18 protein-coding genes and 1 tRNA gene are annotated in these 14,444 nt (G+C 45.6%); all 19 read left to right on the forward strand.

Translation table 11 applies throughout. From position 1 onward, the window contains the following. Positions 1–31: 31 nt before the first annotated feature. The 19 genes from HTH_RS04585 (at position 32) to HTH_RS04685 (ending at position 14,394) form a co-directional block, all read left to right on the forward strand. Entirely contained in the window at positions 32–910 is an 879-nt protein-coding gene (locus HTH_RS04585; RefSeq protein WP_012963553.1) for a major capsid protein, read from the forward strand. Positions 911–912: 2 nt separating this feature from the next. After that, positions 913–1,140 carry a hypothetical protein gene (locus HTH_RS09835; protein ID WP_012963554.1) on the forward strand — a complete coding sequence of 76 codons (228 nt, stop codon included), beginning with the start codon at positions 913–915 and terminating at the stop codon, positions 1,138–1,140. Next, positions 1,070–1,510 carry an HK97 gp10 family phage protein gene (locus tag HTH_RS04590; RefSeq protein ID WP_014462597.1) on the forward strand — a complete coding sequence of 147 codons (441 nt, stop codon included), beginning with the start codon at positions 1,070–1,072 and terminating at the stop codon, positions 1,508–1,510. Before HTH_RS09835 ends, HTH_RS04590 begins: the two co-directional genes overlap by 71 nt. After that, the gene (locus HTH_RS04595) at positions 1,507–1,851 is read left to right on the forward strand and encodes a hypothetical protein (RefSeq protein WP_012963556.1); all 345 of its coding nucleotides are present in this window, start codon (positions 1,507–1,509) and stop codon (positions 1,849–1,851) included. The genes HTH_RS04590 and HTH_RS04595 overlap by 4 nt, the downstream gene beginning before the upstream one ends. Further along, a complete protein-coding gene (locus HTH_RS04600) occupies positions 1,848–2,195 on the forward strand; it encodes a hypothetical protein (RefSeq protein ID WP_012963557.1) in 348 nt (115 codons plus the stop codon). Before HTH_RS04595 ends, HTH_RS04600 begins: the two co-directional genes overlap by 4 nt. Continuing rightward, positions 2,192–2,479 (forward strand): hypothetical protein, encoded by a 288-nt coding sequence (locus tag HTH_RS04605; RefSeq protein ID WP_012963558.1) that lies wholly within the window; start codon positions 2,192–2,194, stop codon positions 2,477–2,479. Before HTH_RS04600 ends, HTH_RS04605 begins: the two co-directional genes overlap by 4 nt. After that, positions 2,480–3,037, forward strand: coding sequence for a hypothetical protein (locus tag HTH_RS04610; RefSeq protein WP_012963559.1), 558 nt, complete (start codon positions 2,480–2,482; stop codon positions 3,035–3,037). Positions 3,038–3,050: 13 nt separating this feature from the next. Then, positions 3,051–3,248: a hypothetical protein gene (locus HTH_RS04615; RefSeq protein WP_012963560.1), complete on the forward strand. Its 198-nt coding sequence runs from the start codon at positions 3,051–3,053 to the stop codon at positions 3,246–3,248. Next, complete coding sequence (locus HTH_RS04620) at positions 3,248–3,436, forward strand: hypothetical protein (protein WP_012963561.1); 189 nt, start codon at positions 3,248–3,250, stop codon at positions 3,434–3,436. Before HTH_RS04615 ends, HTH_RS04620 begins: the two co-directional genes overlap by 1 nt. Beyond that, positions 3,433–3,774 carry a hypothetical protein gene (locus HTH_RS04625; protein WP_012963562.1) on the forward strand — a complete coding sequence of 114 codons (342 nt, stop codon included), beginning with the start codon at positions 3,433–3,435 and terminating at the stop codon, positions 3,772–3,774. Before HTH_RS04620 ends, HTH_RS04625 begins: the two co-directional genes overlap by 4 nt. A 198-nt stretch (positions 3,775–3,972) precedes the next feature. Beyond that, entirely contained in the window at positions 3,973–4,251 is a 279-nt protein-coding gene (locus tag HTH_RS04635) for a hypothetical protein (protein WP_012963564.1), read from the forward strand. 969 nt (positions 4,252–5,220) lie between these two features. After that, positions 5,221–7,824 (forward strand): bifunctional diguanylate cyclase/phosphodiesterase, encoded by a 2,604-nt coding sequence (locus HTH_RS04645; protein WP_012963566.1) that lies wholly within the window; start codon positions 5,221–5,223, stop codon positions 7,822–7,824. A gap of 88 nt (positions 7,825–7,912) precedes the next feature. Then, entirely contained in the window at positions 7,913–10,954 is a 3,042-nt protein-coding gene (fdnG, locus tag HTH_RS04655; RefSeq protein WP_148161783.1) for a formate dehydrogenase-N subunit alpha, read from the forward strand. A gap of 12 nt (positions 10,955–10,966) precedes the next feature. Beyond that, entirely contained in the window at positions 10,967–11,851 is an 885-nt protein-coding gene (gene fdxH, locus HTH_RS04660; RefSeq protein ID WP_012963569.1) for a formate dehydrogenase subunit beta, read from the forward strand. A gap of 2 nt (positions 11,852–11,853) precedes the next feature. Next, on the forward strand, positions 11,854–12,486 hold the full coding sequence (locus HTH_RS04665; protein WP_012963570.1) for a formate dehydrogenase subunit gamma: 633 nt from the start codon (positions 11,854–11,856) through the stop codon (positions 12,484–12,486). Between the two features lie 5 nt (positions 12,487–12,491). After that, on the forward strand, positions 12,492–13,016 hold the full coding sequence (locus HTH_RS04670; RefSeq protein WP_012963571.1) for a superoxide dismutase family protein: 525 nt from the start codon (positions 12,492–12,494) through the stop codon (positions 13,014–13,016). Continuing rightward, positions 13,013–13,774, forward strand: a complete 762-nt coding sequence (locus tag HTH_RS04675) for a formate dehydrogenase accessory protein FdhE (protein ID WP_012963572.1) — start codon at positions 13,013–13,015, stop codon at positions 13,772–13,774. The genes HTH_RS04670 and HTH_RS04675 overlap by 4 nt, the downstream gene beginning before the upstream one ends. Continuing rightward, positions 13,771–14,295 (forward strand): glycine cleavage system protein H, encoded by a 525-nt coding sequence (locus tag HTH_RS04680; protein WP_012963573.1) that lies wholly within the window; start codon positions 13,771–13,773, stop codon positions 14,293–14,295. The genes HTH_RS04675 and HTH_RS04680 overlap by 4 nt, the downstream gene beginning before the upstream one ends. Further along, positions 14,295–14,394: transfer RNA gene (locus HTH_RS04685), tRNA-Sec, on the forward strand. The genes HTH_RS04680 and HTH_RS04685 overlap by 1 nt, the downstream gene beginning before the upstream one ends. The last annotated feature ends 50 nt before the right edge of the window (positions 14,395–14,444 follow it).

Raw genomic sequence — 14,444 nt, forward strand, 5'->3', positions numbered from 1 at the left:
AGAAACCTAAAAAACCTAAAGGAGGCATGAAATGAGCGTTTTGAAGGTTTTAGCTGGCAGGCTTTCTGCAGAGACAACAGAAAGGGCAGTCATTGAGTATATGGCGGACAAGGATGAGCTATTTGCCCTACTGCCTTTTACCAAAAGTCAGACTAATATTTACAGCTGGTATAGGACGGGAGATGTGCCTACGGCGTCGGTAGTGGATCCCTACGGGACCATCCCAGAGGTAGATGTGTCTGGTACTGTGATGCAAAATAGGGTTTCTATGATCGCTGCGGATGTTGTAGTCTATAACTTTGAAGCTACCGCAGTAGAACAACTTGTAGACCGTGTGCTTGAAAAGACACTTGCAGCATCTGAAGCGATCACGAGAGCCTTCAAAAGACTGTTCATCACAGGAAACAGTGCAAACCCAAACGAGTTTGATGGCTTGGATAGGTTCGTGGATGCGAGCATGATAGTTGACGCTGGTTCAGGCGGTGCTCCTATATCGTTCCAGCTACTTGACCAGCTTTTAGAGAAGTTCCCTGCCGGAGCAGAACCCACCGCAATCATAGTGCACCCGAGGACATACCTAAGCATTAAAGCACTACTTAGAACTCTCTATGTAAATCCCGAACAAGTCATGTTGCCCAACTTTGGAAGACCTGTGATGGCTTATAACGGAATCCCAATCCTCAGAAATGAATACATCCCCATCACAAACAATCTAACCTCTGTGTATGCAGTCAGATTGGGGCAAACCGCAGTGCATGGCGTGTATATGGGAGACAACGCAGGTGTGGTAATAGAAGAAGTGGGTAAGGTTCAGGACAAGGATGCGAGAAAATGGAGACTAAAGTGGTATGTGAGCATGGCATCTAAGAACAAGTGGGATGTAGCTAAGATAACCAACATTAACAATTAATCATGAAGAGAGTGAAAATCCCTTGGCAAGGCAATAGCCCCCTCTACTTCCCCGGGGGCGTGATCAATTTCAAAGATGGCGTATCCGTAGACCCAGTGCCAGAGCAACTCTTGAGGAGACTTCTTGCTATATACGGCAATCAGATAGAGGTTATTGACGATGAAGATAGAACTGAAGATCAAGAAGCTCCCGCAGATACTACAAACAAACGCAGTAGAAAAAAGTCTTAGGAGAGCAATCATGATAGCATCAGAAACGTATGTGAAAGACATTCACGATTGGATAGACAGCGGGCGGGCGTTCAAACCACGCACGGGAAATCTTCAGAGGTCTATCACATGGTATATGTCAACAGAGAACTCCGCACGCATCATAGCACAGGCGGATTACGCAAAGTATGTAGAGTTTGGCACTAAACCGCATACTATACTACCTAAAAGAAGAAAAGCACTAAAAATCCCAACCGCAGAGGGATACATATTTAGAAAGAAAGGCAATCACCCCGGAAGTAAACCATACCCTTATTTCTTTGCAAATTTGCAGGATAGAGCCAAAAGGGTAGCCCTTGAGTTCATGAGGGCTTTGGAGGGAGTGATATGAGCTTTGTGTTTATCACGAGTGCCGACTTTGCAGATGAGCCCATAAGCCCAAGTGATACTGATATAAGCTTCGCAAATATATACACAGAAAGAACGCTATCTCTGTACGGAGTCCAGCCCGCAGACCTAAACTCCGCAGGGCTGGAGTGGGCAAAAGAATATACAAAAATCGTAGCACTGAGAAGACTATATCTGAGGCTTGCACAGTCTGAAGACAGCAAATACTACGAGAAATCTGACATGTATTTAAAAATACAAAACGAGCTTAAGGGACTTTTCAACAGACAAACAATGACCACCACTGGAGCAAGTCCTCAAAGCTACGAGGTGAAAAGAGCATGAGGCTTGTAGAGTTGTATGCTGAACTGCAAACACTTTTCCCAGACCACACGCATACAATCGGCTACAAAAGCCCCGAGGAGTTAAGAGCTGATGTGCAAAAGCTTATGAGTGTATTTTTAGAGAGAGAACAGATAGACAGAAACAACACAATCTCAAGCTTTGTTATCATCGTAGCACACAAAAAGAAGCTTTCTCAGTTTGACGAGTTTCAATCTGAAGTGGATGCAATTTTGCAGAAGCTTTACGCCAAGCTACCGCTCACGGACTTCTCTGTTGAGTATGCAAACAACGACATCTATCTGTTTGCATTGATCAAAGCCCAAGCCAAAAGGAGGCTGCTATGAGCTACGAGTATAGACCGCTGCACCAAGAGACTTTAAGAAGAATAATAAGGACAAGGGCTATAACTGTTAACGGTAGAGTGCAGATAAACCTTGACCCGGAAGCGAGGTGGGTGATTATTCAGAATGTGTCTGATGCAGAGGTCTACATCGGAAACAGCACAGTAGATAACACGAACGGCTTTAAGCTTTCACCCGGGGACAGTCTTGTTTTTAACTTCCTGCCCGGGTTTGAGATTTATGCATATGCAAACAACAAAGAAATCAGAGTCATGGAGGTGGAATAAATGAGACACAAGCTTCTAAGAGTTTTTAGAAAGTTAATACTACCCGAGGCGGAGCTTTTGGTGGTTGGAAGTAAGCTTTATGCAAAGAAAACAACAAGAAATGGAGAAGTGATTGACTACGGACTGCAAAGTCAAAAACTCATCACAAACAGAGGGATGATCACGCTTCTAAAGACGCTAGGAGGATTTTATGCAGATGACAACGATTTCAGTGTGTTCTACGCATGGAACACAGCAAGAGGGCACACTTCTGGAACAGGGACAAACCCAGAGAGCTTCACTGATACTAACTTACAATCCCCAATTCAAACTTCACCCGTCACAGCCGCGACTTACAACTACTTTTTTGATACAACAAGTCAAGTCTATAAACTGCGTTCTATTGCTACGCTTTCATACTCCTTACCCGCCACCGTATCAGAGCACGCGGTGTGGTCGTTCCACCCCGGTAATGCTACTTGGCACTTCTTTGATCGTTCCGTGCTTGCTACTCCGATTTCAGTTCTGAGTGGAGATACTATCACATTTACTTACATATTAGAGATCTCAAGAGCATGAAGGGAGTGTGAATATGCAGTATGTGTTTGTGATTGAGAACAATCAAGTGAAAGATGCTTACGAGTTTCATCCAGAGCAAGGCTTTATGGCAAGAAAAGAAGAATGGATAGGCGTTGCAGTGGGAGAGATAGAAAACAGACTTAAAACTCAATACGCAAGCGTGAGTAAGCTAAGAGAGATAGCAAACGAGATAGTCTATGAGGTGAAGTGATGGCAAACTACAATGTGCAAATCACGAGAGGGTTGAGGTTCTCAGCTAATCGGAAAGCGAATGATGTTGTAGTCAAAAGAGGCTTGAGATTTTTAGCTAAAAGAAGGCGGGACGAGTGGATACAAAACTTTGGCGGTGGCAGTGGTGCCGGGAGCACAAAAAGAAGAGTGAGGTTTAGGTTCCAATGAGTTGGGTTTTGTCTTTTACTATGCTGGTAGCATGCGGGCTTTTGTCAGCTGGCTTGCTCATTGAACGCAAAATGCATCTACAGACAGCTGAGAGACTATCTCAGTGCAAAGCAGAACTGAAAGCCACACAAGAGAACCTTGTCAAATACACAGATCTTTATTCTGAACTAAAAAGCAAGTGTGAGCTTGATAAAAAGAAGATAGAGCAGAGATATACTGTGCTTCTCAAGAAAGCTACAGAACCTATCCCACAAGTGAGCATCCCACCACATACAGACGAGTGCAAAGCACTGAAGGAGATGATCAATGAAGCGAGCTCTTATTTTTTTAGTAAGTAGCTTTTTGTTTGCCTGCGCTACTAAGCCACAAGTGATAGAGAAAGAAGTTATTGTGAAATGCCCTGTCCCTGATATCCCAAAAACAGAACGCCCCACAATCAAACCAGACCAGCCAGCCACTGAAAAATTGCAGTCTTTACTCAATTACATGTTTAGACTTGAGAGAGAAAATGAAATTCTGCGGGAGGTGATTAACACATGCAAGCAATAGAGTTGCTAAGAAGAATACTGAAGCATTACAGCATTGATATAGCCCTTGCAGTTGTGTTTATGCTTGTAGCTTTTGCCTATGTTTATGATCAGCCCACGCTTCTAAGTGCAATAGCCAGAAAAGTAGCTTTAGCCAGTGCGGGACTTGTCTATTACTACATTACGAGAGTGCTCAAGGTGGGATTCATTGACTGGAGAGACCCTTATGACAAGGTTTACACTATTGCTTTGCTTATCTATATCGGGCTTGTCTTTGCTCTGGGCTAATCCAAGATGCCTAAAGCTTGAACCTGCCATACAGGAAGCAACAGAAAGATACATAGCAAAAGACTACCCTACGCATTACAACATAGCCACCGCCGAGAAGGAAACGAGATGCCAATGGAGGAATAGCTTAGACGGATACAGCTCAGTCGGATATTTCCAGCTGACTCCTAAGTTCTTAGACCCACTGCTTAAGCCTTTGTTCCCTGACTACACTAAGCCATACAGCAAAGACCATTTCTATGCCTTCGCATATTATTTGAATACGCTTATCAAAAGCAACCCCACCCCGCAACTGTGGATTGTCTATCAGAGATACAACGGTGGGAACTGGGTTATTCAAGAGTGCAAACTTGCAAAATCGTGGGAGTGGGAGAAATGTCTGCAATTTTGCAGAAGGGGGCAGGTGTGCGTATGGAAGGTAGGGACTGAATGCAAGCAATACAGGAGTGCCTGCGAGATCAACTACCTATATTCCTTATATATATATAGATATGCTGAGAGATACCGCCGGAGGGAGGATGGAAGGTGGAGATATTGGTTCTAAAAGTTTGACAAAAGCATGGGACAAATCTTGAAAATCAACAAGTCCAGAGGGGTGGGGTGTCCCATTTTTTTGTCAAATTCTAACCCGATCCAAAATGCCATGAAAAAGTGTCCCATTTTTTTGTCAAAAAAGTTTGACAAATGAGTGGGACACCCCCAGACTGCAATTTTGCAGAAAACCCCACCTTCTAAAGTCCTTGATTTTCAAGCGTCCCAGAAAGTCCCAAAAAGTCCCTCTATGTCCCGGAATTCAAAAAAGGTGTCCCATTTTTTTGTCAAATTATACTTGCCACCATGTTAAAAAGTGTTAAATTATGTTTCCATGAAGGGAGAGATTGGGAAAAGTGAAAAAGCGTTCACCCCCCCCCCGATTCTGAAGTGCTTGATTTTCAAGCATTTTATTGTTAACAGGAAGGGGGAGGATTTATGAAACTTCTGAGCTTTTTCAGGGCTTTGTACGCTTCTGAAGGCAACATAAATGACCTCTTAAAACTCTGCGCACAGTTTCTGAATGCGGAAAGGGTGAGCCTCTGGACTGTGAAGGAAGAGATACTTTTTTGTGAGCACATGTACATAAAAAGCACTGACGAGTTTATGGGTGGACTTTTGCTAAGAAGGGAAAAATGCCTTGAACTTTTGCATACGCTGGAGAAAGAGGGTGTCTTTCTGGCGCAGAGGCTTCAGGGTCAAATGCTGAAGGATTGTATGGGAGAGTACCTTAGCTTTGTAGATACTAAGGCTCTGGCAATAGTCCCCCTCTTGCAAGAGGCAAAGCTGGATGGGTTTATTATGTGCGAATCTCAGCACGAGAGGTCTTGGGATGCTCAGGATATAGGGATACTTCTCTGCGCCTCCACTCATATAAGAAATCTGTACGAGAAGCAGAGTATCTCCTTTATGGTCAATATGTACAGGACGCTCTCTTTGGTAAATCAGACGCTGATAAAGGCAAAAAGCAGGGAGGAGATATTTGGAGAAATATGCAGGATTGCGGTTGAGGCAGCGGGCTTTAGGATGGCTTGGATAGGTCTTCTTGACGATGCGGGAAACATAAAGCCAGTTTCTTGGTATGGACATGTGGAGAACTATCTTGAAAGCATAAGCATAAACATTTACAGCGAAAAGCTAAACAAAGGTCCTTCCGCAAGGGCGGTTTTGGAAAAGAAGGTGCAGGTCAACAACGATACGGAGACTGAGCCTTCCGTGCTTGAGTGGCGCACCCAGATGTTAAAAAGAGGGTATCTCTCCAGCTGTGCCTATCCCATAAGACTAAAGGATGAAGTTATAGGCACTCTCAACCTCTACTCAGACAGAAAGGGCGCCTTCACCCATGAGGTGGTAAAGCTTGTGGAAGAGATAGGGGAAGGCCTATCCTTTGCGCTGGAACATATAGACCTTCTTAAAAGCATGGAAATGATGTACATGGCTACAGAGCAATCCTTTGAGTGGGTAATGATAACTGACAAAAGCGGTAATATTATGTATGTAAACCCGGCAGTAGAGAGGATAAGCGGATACACAAAAGAGGAGCTTCTGGGTAAGAACCCTCGCATATTCAAGTCTGGCCTTCACAGCAGGGAGTTTTACAAAAACCTCTGGGATACGATACTTTCTGGAGAATCCTTCAGAGCTGTTTTTATAAACCGCAGGAAGGACAAGAGTCTCTTTTATCTTGATGCAATAATCAGCCCGCTAAGAGATGAAACGGGAAACATAACAGCCTTTGTCTCAACAGGTAGGGACATAACACAGGTAAGGCAGATGGAAGAGAGCCTCTACAGGCTTGTCAACTACGATGCTTTAACAGACCTGCCCACAAGAGTTTACTTCCTGAGGCAGCTGGAAGAGACTATAAAAGAAAAATCCCACAGCAACATAGCGGTGCTTTTGATGGACATGCACAACTTAGGGGGTATTAACGCCGTTTATGGATATGAGTTTGGTGATAAAGTCCTGAGAGCTTTTGCGCAGAACCTCAAGATTCTTCCAGCGTTTTGCGCTCGCTACGGGGACGATGAGTTTGTCCTTTTTAAGGAGATGAAAAGCGCCGAGGACATTTATGAACTTTTAAAGAGCGTATTTAACGCTTGCAACCTGAGCATAGAGGGAGAATCGTACAAACTGGGGATTCACATAGGTGTATCCTTCTATCCCACCGATGGACAGAGAGCCCAGGAGCTTGTAAGAAACGCTGAGATAGCCCTCAAAAAGGCAAAGGTGAGTGTGCCGGGAAGCTACGAGTTTTACAACCCGGAGGAAGGAAAGAAAGTTTTCCAGTGGGTAAAGATGGAGCAGGAGCTAAGGTTAGCTTTGGAAAGGGGGGAGTTTTTAATATACTTCCAGCCTGTTTACAGAACCTCTGACCTTAAAGTTGTAGGAGCGGAGGAGCTTTTAAGGTGGAACTCCAGGAGTCTGGGTCTTGTGCAGGCAAAGGACTTTGTGCCAGTGCTTGAAAAAACCGGGCTAATACTTGATGTTAGTGACTATGTTTTTAAAAAGTGCATACAGTTTATTAAAGAGTACCATATAAAAGTTCCCATATCCATAAACCTATCACCTGCTCAGCTAAGGCAAAAGGATCTTGCGGAAAAGCTCTGCCATGTGGTGAAGGCATCTGGCATATCTCCCGAGCTTTTAAATGTGGAGATAACTGAGGAAATGCTTATAGAAGACCTGGAAGGGGCGAGCAGAAAGATAAGTGAGCTCAAAACCTGTGGATTTTTGATAACCCTCGATGACTTTGGAGTAAGATACTCCTCCCTGTCTTACCTGGCTAACCTTCCCGTGGATTACATAAAGATAGACATGTCTTTTATAAAGCTCATTGACCAAGATGAGAAGACCTTGAAAGTAGTGCTCGCCATTATAAACATGGCAAAGTCACTAAAAATAAAGACTGTGGCGGAGGGGGTAGAAAGAAAAAGCCAGCTGGAAATCCTGAAGGACCTGGGATGCGACTATGTGCAGGGATTTTATCTTAGCAAACCACTGCCAGTGGAGGAGTTTATTTCCATTTTAAGCATATCCTGATATTGAAATACTCGCTATTTTCTCATTGAAAATTTCAAAGTAAAAAGAGAGCTTGAAGTTGTAAATTATCAATGAGGAGGTAGAAGGCATGGAACTCACGAGGCGAAGCTTTTTAAAGTTTTCGGGAGCTTCAATAGGCGCTGGGCTTGTGGGGGGTCTTGGCTTTGACCTCAAGCCTGCCTACGCAAGAGTTAGAGAGCTTAAGATAGCCAAGGCTAAGGTTGCTAAAAGTGTTTGCACTTACTGTTCCGTATCCTGCGGAGTTCTTGTATACAGTTTGACAGATGGTGCTATGAATGTAAAGCCAAGAGTTATACATATAGAGGGTGATCCAGATGACCCTGTAAACAGAGGTACTCTTTGTCCTAAAGGCGCAACCCTTAAAGACTTTGTAAACTCACCTCAAAGGATCACCAAACCTCTCTACAGAGCACCCGGAGCTAAAGAGTGGAAGGAGATAAGCTGGGATGAGGCGTTAAATAGGATAGCCAGGCTCATAAAGGACACAAGAGACAGAACCTTTATAGAAAAGGATCAGGAGGGAAGGACGGTAAACAGATGTGAGAGCATCTTCTGGCTCATGGGATGCACTATGGAAAATGAGCCAGGCTATCTTGGGGTGAAGCTGGGAAGACTGCTGGGTTTAGTGGCGCTGGAAACTCAGGCACGAGTGTGACACGCTCCAACGGTGGCCAGTTTGGCCGCAAGATTCGGAAGAGGAGCCATGACCAACTCCTGGAATGACATAAAGAACGCGGACCTGGTTTTTGTTATGGGGGGAAATCCTGCGGAAAACCATCCGTGTGGCTTCAAGTGGGCAATTAAGGCAAGGCAAGAGAGAGGAGCAAAGATAATAAGCGTAGATGTGAGATATCACAGAACCGCAGCTGTAGCCGATATGTTCGTGCAGATAAGACCGGGTTCTGACATAGCCTTTATGGGTGGTCTTATAAACTACGTGATACAGAACAAAAAGTATGATGAGGAGTATATAAAGCACTTTACCAACGCTACCTACATAGTAAAAGATACCTACAATTTTGACCCTACAGTGGGGCTCTTCTCCGGTTATGACCCCGAAAAGAGGAAGTACGATACAAAGCTGTGGGACTATGAGAGGGACGAAAAGGGAATGGTCAAGAAGGATATGACCATGGAGCATCCCAGATGTGTCTTCCAGCTTCTGAAACAGTTCTACTCCAGGTACACTCCGGAAGTGGTGGAAAAGATAACAGGAGTTCCCAAAGAGAAGTTCCTTGAAGTGGCAAAGCTCGTAGCGGAAACTGGAGTGCCAGACAAATCTATGACCCATCTTTACGCCCTTGGCTGGACGCACCATTCCTGGGGTACTCAGGTGATAGGTTCTATGGCCATACTCCAGCTCCTACTTGGGAACATAGGCGTGCCAGGCGGTGGTGTAAATGCCCTCAGAGGACACGCTAACATACAGGGAATGACGGACCTTGCGGGAGAGGGCAGGTTCTTGCACGGCTACCTCAAGCCTCCTACTCCCGAACAGCAAACCCTAAAAGATTACATAGAAGCGAACACTCCAAAACCGTGGGACGAGGGTTCCATGAATTACTGGTCTAACTACTCTAAGTTCATAGTTTCTCTGCTTAAGTCCTACTTTGGAGACAACGCAACACCCGAAAACGATTTCTGCTACTCTTACCTTCCCAAACAGGACAAGGTCATCTCGTGGGATGAGGCCGTGGACAGGATGTTCAGAGGCAAGATGGAAGGCGTGGTATCCATAGGTGTTAACTTGCTGGCAAACACCCCCAACGCCAAAAAGACCGCGGTTGCTCTTTCTAATCTCAAGTGGATGGTAGTGATGGACCCCTTTGAAACGGAAATGGCTGCCTTCTGGCAGCATGTGGAAAATCCAGAAAGCATAAAAACGGAAGTGTTCTTGCTTCCATCCGCCGTCTTTGCGGAAAAGGAGGGAACCAAAACCAACAGCGCCAGAACCCTAAAGTGGCAGTATAAGGCTGTAGAGCCGCCCGGAGAGGCAAAGGAAGAACTCTGGTTTATTGGAAACCTTTACATGAAGCTCAAAGAGCTGTATCAAAAGGAGGGTGGTGCTTTCCCAGACCCTATACTGAAGGCAAGGTGGCCATTCCAGAACCCATACCATCCTACCGCGGAGGAGGTCTTGGCGCTTGAAATAAATGGTGTTGCTCTGGATGACATAAAGGATGACAAGGGCAATGTGGTGGTCAAAAAAGGTGAGAGACTGCCAGGCTTTATATACTTAAAGGATGATGGCACTACCTCCTGCGGTATGTGGCTCTACTGCGGAGTGTTTCCTCAATCGGGCAACAGAGCAAAGTCAGCAGACCTAACGGATCCTTCAGGATTGGGCATCTACCCCAACTACGGCTACTCATGGCCTGCCAACAGGAGAATACTTTACAACCGCGCTTCCGCAGGACCAGACGGAAATCCCAGGTCCCCAAAGAAAAAGCTCGTGTGGTGGAATGCCAAAGAGCAAAAGTGGGTAGGTTATGATGTGCCCGACATAAAACCGGACTTACCTCCTGAGTATGGACCTTTCATCATGCTACCTGAAGGAAGAGGGAGGCTATACTCTCAGTTTCTGGTGGATGGTCCATTCCCAGAACATTATGAACCTTACGAATCGCCCGTTGAGAATGTGCTACATCCCAAAACACCCCATAACCCGGTGGTGAAGGTCTACAGGTCAGATCTAGACCTTCTTGGAACGCCCGACAAGTTTCCATATGCTGCAACCACCTACAGAGTTACGGAACACTTCCACTACTGGACAAAACATATTTATGGCACCTCCGTGCTGTTCCAAAAGATGTTCGTGGAGATACCCGAAGAGCTTGCCAAAGAGCTGGGTATAAAGGAGGGAGAGAAGGTGAGAATAGTAACAGCGAGAGGCTCGGCGGAAGCCTATGCTCTTCCCACAAAAAGGATAAAGCCTCTTACTGTAAACGGTAAGAAGGTCTATACCGTCGGAATACCCATTCACTGGGGCTTTGAGGGAATAGTTAGGGGTTCGCTGGCAAACCTTACTACCCCCTTTGTATGGGACCCCAACTCCCAAACGCCGGAGTTTAAGGGCTTTTTGTGCAGGATAGAAAAGGTGAAAACTTAGAGGAGGTTAATCATGAGCACGGTTACCACAGAAGGAACGGTAGGACTTGGGTTAAAGAGGGTATCCGCTTCCAAACTTCCTGACCAGAATGTAAAGAGAGCGGATACCTTAGCCATACTGGTGGATATATCAAGCTGTATAGGCTGTAAAGGTTGTGAGGCAGCTTGTACTCAGTGGCACGACCTTAAACCCCCACTATTTAAAGAGGGTCAGGACTTTGTAGGTTATCAGTCTTACCCTGACCTGATGCCAAATCTGTTTATGATAATGAAGTTCAAAGAGGGAGAAACAGATAAGGGTATAACTTGGTTTATCACCAAGTACCAGTGTATGCACTGCGGAGACCCTGGCTGTCTAAAAGCCTGTCCTTCCCCCGGAGCTGTAATTCAGTACGAAAACGGTATAGTGGACTTTGACCACTCCAAGTGCATAGGCTGTAAGTTCTGCCTCTCTGGCTGTCCTTTTGATATTCCGAGGTATGATGCCAACAACAAGCCTTGGAAGTGCAACTTCTGCGTAGACAGGGTTTCCGCCGGACTTGAACCTGCCTGCGTAAAAACCTGTCCCACCAACGCGCTTCACTTTGGTGTAAAGAGCGAAATGCTAATGAGAGCCAACAAGATAGTAGAAGGGTTAAAGAAGAGGGGCTTTGAGAAGGCTACTGTCTATGATCCTCCCGGTGTTGGTGGTACGGGATACATATATGTTCTGCCGCACGGAGACAAGCCTGAGATGTACGGACTTCCCAAAGAGGCGAGCATATCACCATGGATAAGCCTTTGGAAGGGTCCTTTGAAGGTCTTTGGTGCTGTGGTTCTTTGGGGTACATTGCTGGGAGCTTTCTTACAGCTCATACTCTTTGGACCCATAAAGGTAGGTAAGAAAAAGGAGGGCTAACCATGGAAGAGACAAAAAACCTTGAAGAGTTGGAGATAGAGAGGTTTAGCAGGTTTGACAGAGTGGTGCACTGGGTGGTTGCCATAACCTTCATTTACCTCTTCCTCTCCGGGCTTGGCATATACTCACCCAAGTTCGCCTGGCTTCTCCCTGTGCTGGGAGGTCTTGATTTTGCAAGGTGGCTACACCCTTGGGCTGGTCTGGTATTCTCCGTGGGAGTTTTGCTTATGTTCCTAAAGTGGTCAAAGGACTTTCTCCTCACATCCGATGATATGGCTTGGCTCAAAAGCGTTAAGCATTACATAAAAGGAGAGGAGGAAAAACTGCCGGAGGTGGGCAAGTACAACGCTGGGCAGAAAGTCTTTGGCTGGTTGGTGTTTTTAGGATGCCTTGTCTTTTTGATAACTGGCATACTCATGTGGTTCCCCGGAAACTTTCCCATAACGCTTACGAGGATATCCATAGTGCTTCATGACCTTGCCTTTATACTGGTAGGTGCCGGGTTCATAGTCCATGTCTACATGGGAACGGTGGGAGTTCCTGGCTCCCTCTCGGGTATGATAACTGGCAAAGTTTCTGCTCTTTGGGCTATGAGGCATCACCCTAAGTGGTTCAGGGAGGTGGTGAGGAGGTGAGTGTCATGGGGGGGCTTAGCTGTTTGAGCAGTGGGATGGCGCTGTGCGCCGTCCTCTTCTCTTTTTCAATAGCACAGGAACTCAAAGCACACGCAGACATAGTGAACCAGAAGGGCGAGAAGATAGGCAAAGCTGAGCTTATACAGACCAACAGCGGAGTTCTCATAAAGCTTGAAGCCTCAAATCTACCACCCAACGCTGAGCTTGCCTTTCACATCCATGAGCTTGGCAAGTGCGACCCTCCTGACTTTATGTCCGCAAAGGGACACTTCAACCCCTTTAAGAAGAAGCACGGACTTTTAAACCCCGATGGACCTCATGCAGGAGACATGCCCAATGTATTTACCGACGCTAACGGAAATCTTAAAGTGCATGTGCTTAACACCTTTGTAACGCTGGAGCGTGGAAAGGAAAACAGCCTACTAAAAGATGGAGGTACGGCGCTTATGATACATCATCACAGGGATGACTACAGAACGGACCCGGCTGGTGATGCGGGAGCAAGGATAGCCTGCGGAGTTATAAAGTGAGCCTGATAAAGTTAAGGGAAAGGGAGTATCATCTGGAGAGGTTGATAGTGCTGAAAAAGAGGCATCCCGAAGTTTCCCATGTGCTGGACTTTCTCCACAGTACCATGAGCTTCCAGAAGGAAGTTTACGAAAGATTGAAGGACTGCGATTGGAAAGGTCATATAAAGAAAATCTACCAGCTGCTTGATATATGCCGGGACTATGGAAGTCCGCTCATTCAGGAAAAGGTGCAGGAACTTAGGAAGCTTGATAAAGAAGCACTTATCCGTAAGGTGGATAGCTTTCTGAAGGATAAGGATGCACCTGATGAAGAGAGGTTTATCTTTCTTACTTTTTTAAACCCCTTCTTTTCCAAGGGTTCCGAAGAGATGGATATTAAGAAAGATCAATGGCTTAAAAACAGGTGTCCCGTGTGTGGCTTCAAACCTTGCGTTTCTTACATCGCGGATGGTGAGGATGTAGAAGGTGCAAGATACTTAGTTTGTGTCCTTTGCAACACCGAGTGGCTCTATAACAGAACGCAGTGTGTGAGATGTGGCAACAACGAGGATAACACCCTTGAGTATTACTACGACCAGGGAGAAAGTTATGCCATTCTGCAGGTTTGCAAGAAGTGTGATACCTACATGAAGGTCATAGACATGAGAAAGGATGGTCTTGCTGTGCCACACCTTGATGATATAGCCACCCTCTCCCTTGACCTTTGGGCAAAAGAGAGGGGATTTTTAAAGTTTGAGAGAAATATCATAGGCTTATGATAAGCAGGCGTGATGTCTTAAAGTTTTTTCTAAGCTCCTCCCTTTTTTCATGGGCTAAAAAGATGGAAGACATAGTGATAAAAGGGTGTGTGGTAAAGAGAGACAGGCTCTATCGTGTAAACGAAGATAGGATGCTCTTTCAGTGGGTTAAAGAGGAGGGAAGGGGTGTTTACTCGGTAGGCTTTATGTCCATACTGGCATCCTTGGCTTACCCCCTTTACTCCATAAAGATAAAGCCTGTTGGGACAGTGCTTGAGTACGATGATAACCTGGCTGTAATTGAAGCGGGCAAGAGAGTCTCTACATTTCCCACACCCATAGGTGGGAAAGTGGTGGAGATAAACGCTTCTCTTGAGAAAGACCCATCACCGATAGTGAGCAGTCCCTACGAGACTTGGATAGTTAAAATAGCATCCTCGGACGTTGAAAGTTTAAAAAGGCTAAAGACAGCTGACGAGATAGCAAAGGTCGTAGAATCTATAATAATCAGAGAAGGCATAGAGTGTCTTCCCAAGAGGTAGGGAGAGTTTGGCTGGCTGGTGCCGCCCCGGGACTTCAAATCCCGTGGGGGGTCGCTACAGGCGACCTCCGGAGGGTTCGATTCCCTTACTCTCCCGCCAAAACATGATATCAAACAGACAAATCTCCTCAGGAAAGAGTTAAATTTTCT

Source organism: Hydrogenobacter thermophilus TK-6, assembly GCF_000010785.1.
Classification (GTDB): domain Bacteria; phylum Aquificota; class Aquificia; order Aquificales; family Aquificaceae; genus Hydrogenobacter; species Hydrogenobacter thermophilus.

Excerpts from the sequence above, each read along its gene's own strand:
- HTH_RS04610 (WP_012963559.1), top strand. The coding sequence starts at position 2,480 with ATGAGACACAAGCTTCTAAGAGTTTTTAGAAAGTTAATACTACCCGAG.
- HTH_RS04605 (WP_012963558.1), top strand. The coding sequence starts at position 2,192 with ATGAGCTACGAGTATAGACCGCTGCACCAAGAGACTTTAAGAAGAATA.
- HTH_RS04620 (WP_012963561.1), top strand. The coding sequence starts at position 3,248 with ATGGCAAACTACAATGTGCAAATCACGAGAGGGTTGAGGTTCTCAGCT.
- HTH_RS04595 (WP_012963556.1), top strand. The coding sequence starts at position 1,507 with ATGAGCTTTGTGTTTATCACGAGTGCCGACTTTGCAGATGAGCCCATA.
- HTH_RS04665 (WP_012963570.1), top strand. The coding sequence starts at position 11,854 with ATGGAAGAGACAAAAAACCTTGAAGAGTTGGAGATAGAGAGGTTTAGC.
- HTH_RS04680 (WP_012963573.1), top strand. The coding sequence starts at position 13,771 with ATGATAAGCAGGCGTGATGTCTTAAAGTTTTTTCTAAGCTCCTCCCTT.
- HTH_RS04600 (WP_012963557.1), top strand. The coding sequence starts at position 1,848 with ATGAGGCTTGTAGAGTTGTATGCTGAACTGCAAACACTTTTCCCAGAC.
- fdxH (WP_012963569.1), top strand. The coding sequence starts at position 10,967 with ATGAGCACGGTTACCACAGAAGGAACGGTAGGACTTGGGTTAAAGAGG.
- HTH_RS04625 (WP_012963562.1), top strand. The coding sequence starts at position 3,433 with ATGAGTTGGGTTTTGTCTTTTACTATGCTGGTAGCATGCGGGCTTTTG.
- HTH_RS04645 (WP_012963566.1), top strand. The coding sequence starts at position 5,221 with ATGAAACTTCTGAGCTTTTTCAGGGCTTTGTACGCTTCTGAAGGCAAC.
- HTH_RS04615 (WP_012963560.1), top strand. The coding sequence starts at position 3,051 with ATGCAGTATGTGTTTGTGATTGAGAACAATCAAGTGAAAGATGCTTAC.
- HTH_RS04585 (WP_012963553.1), top strand. The coding sequence starts at position 32 with ATGAGCGTTTTGAAGGTTTTAGCTGGCAGGCTTTCTGCAGAGACAACA.
- HTH_RS09835 (WP_012963554.1), top strand. The coding sequence starts at position 913 with ATGAAGAGAGTGAAAATCCCTTGGCAAGGCAATAGCCCCCTCTACTTC.
- HTH_RS04670 (WP_012963571.1), top strand. The coding sequence starts at position 12,492 with ATGGGGGGGCTTAGCTGTTTGAGCAGTGGGATGGCGCTGTGCGCCGTC.
- HTH_RS04590 (WP_014462597.1), top strand. The coding sequence starts at position 1,070 with ATGAAGATAGAACTGAAGATCAAGAAGCTCCCGCAGATACTACAAACA.
- HTH_RS04635 (WP_012963564.1), top strand. The coding sequence starts at position 3,973 with ATGCAAGCAATAGAGTTGCTAAGAAGAATACTGAAGCATTACAGCATT.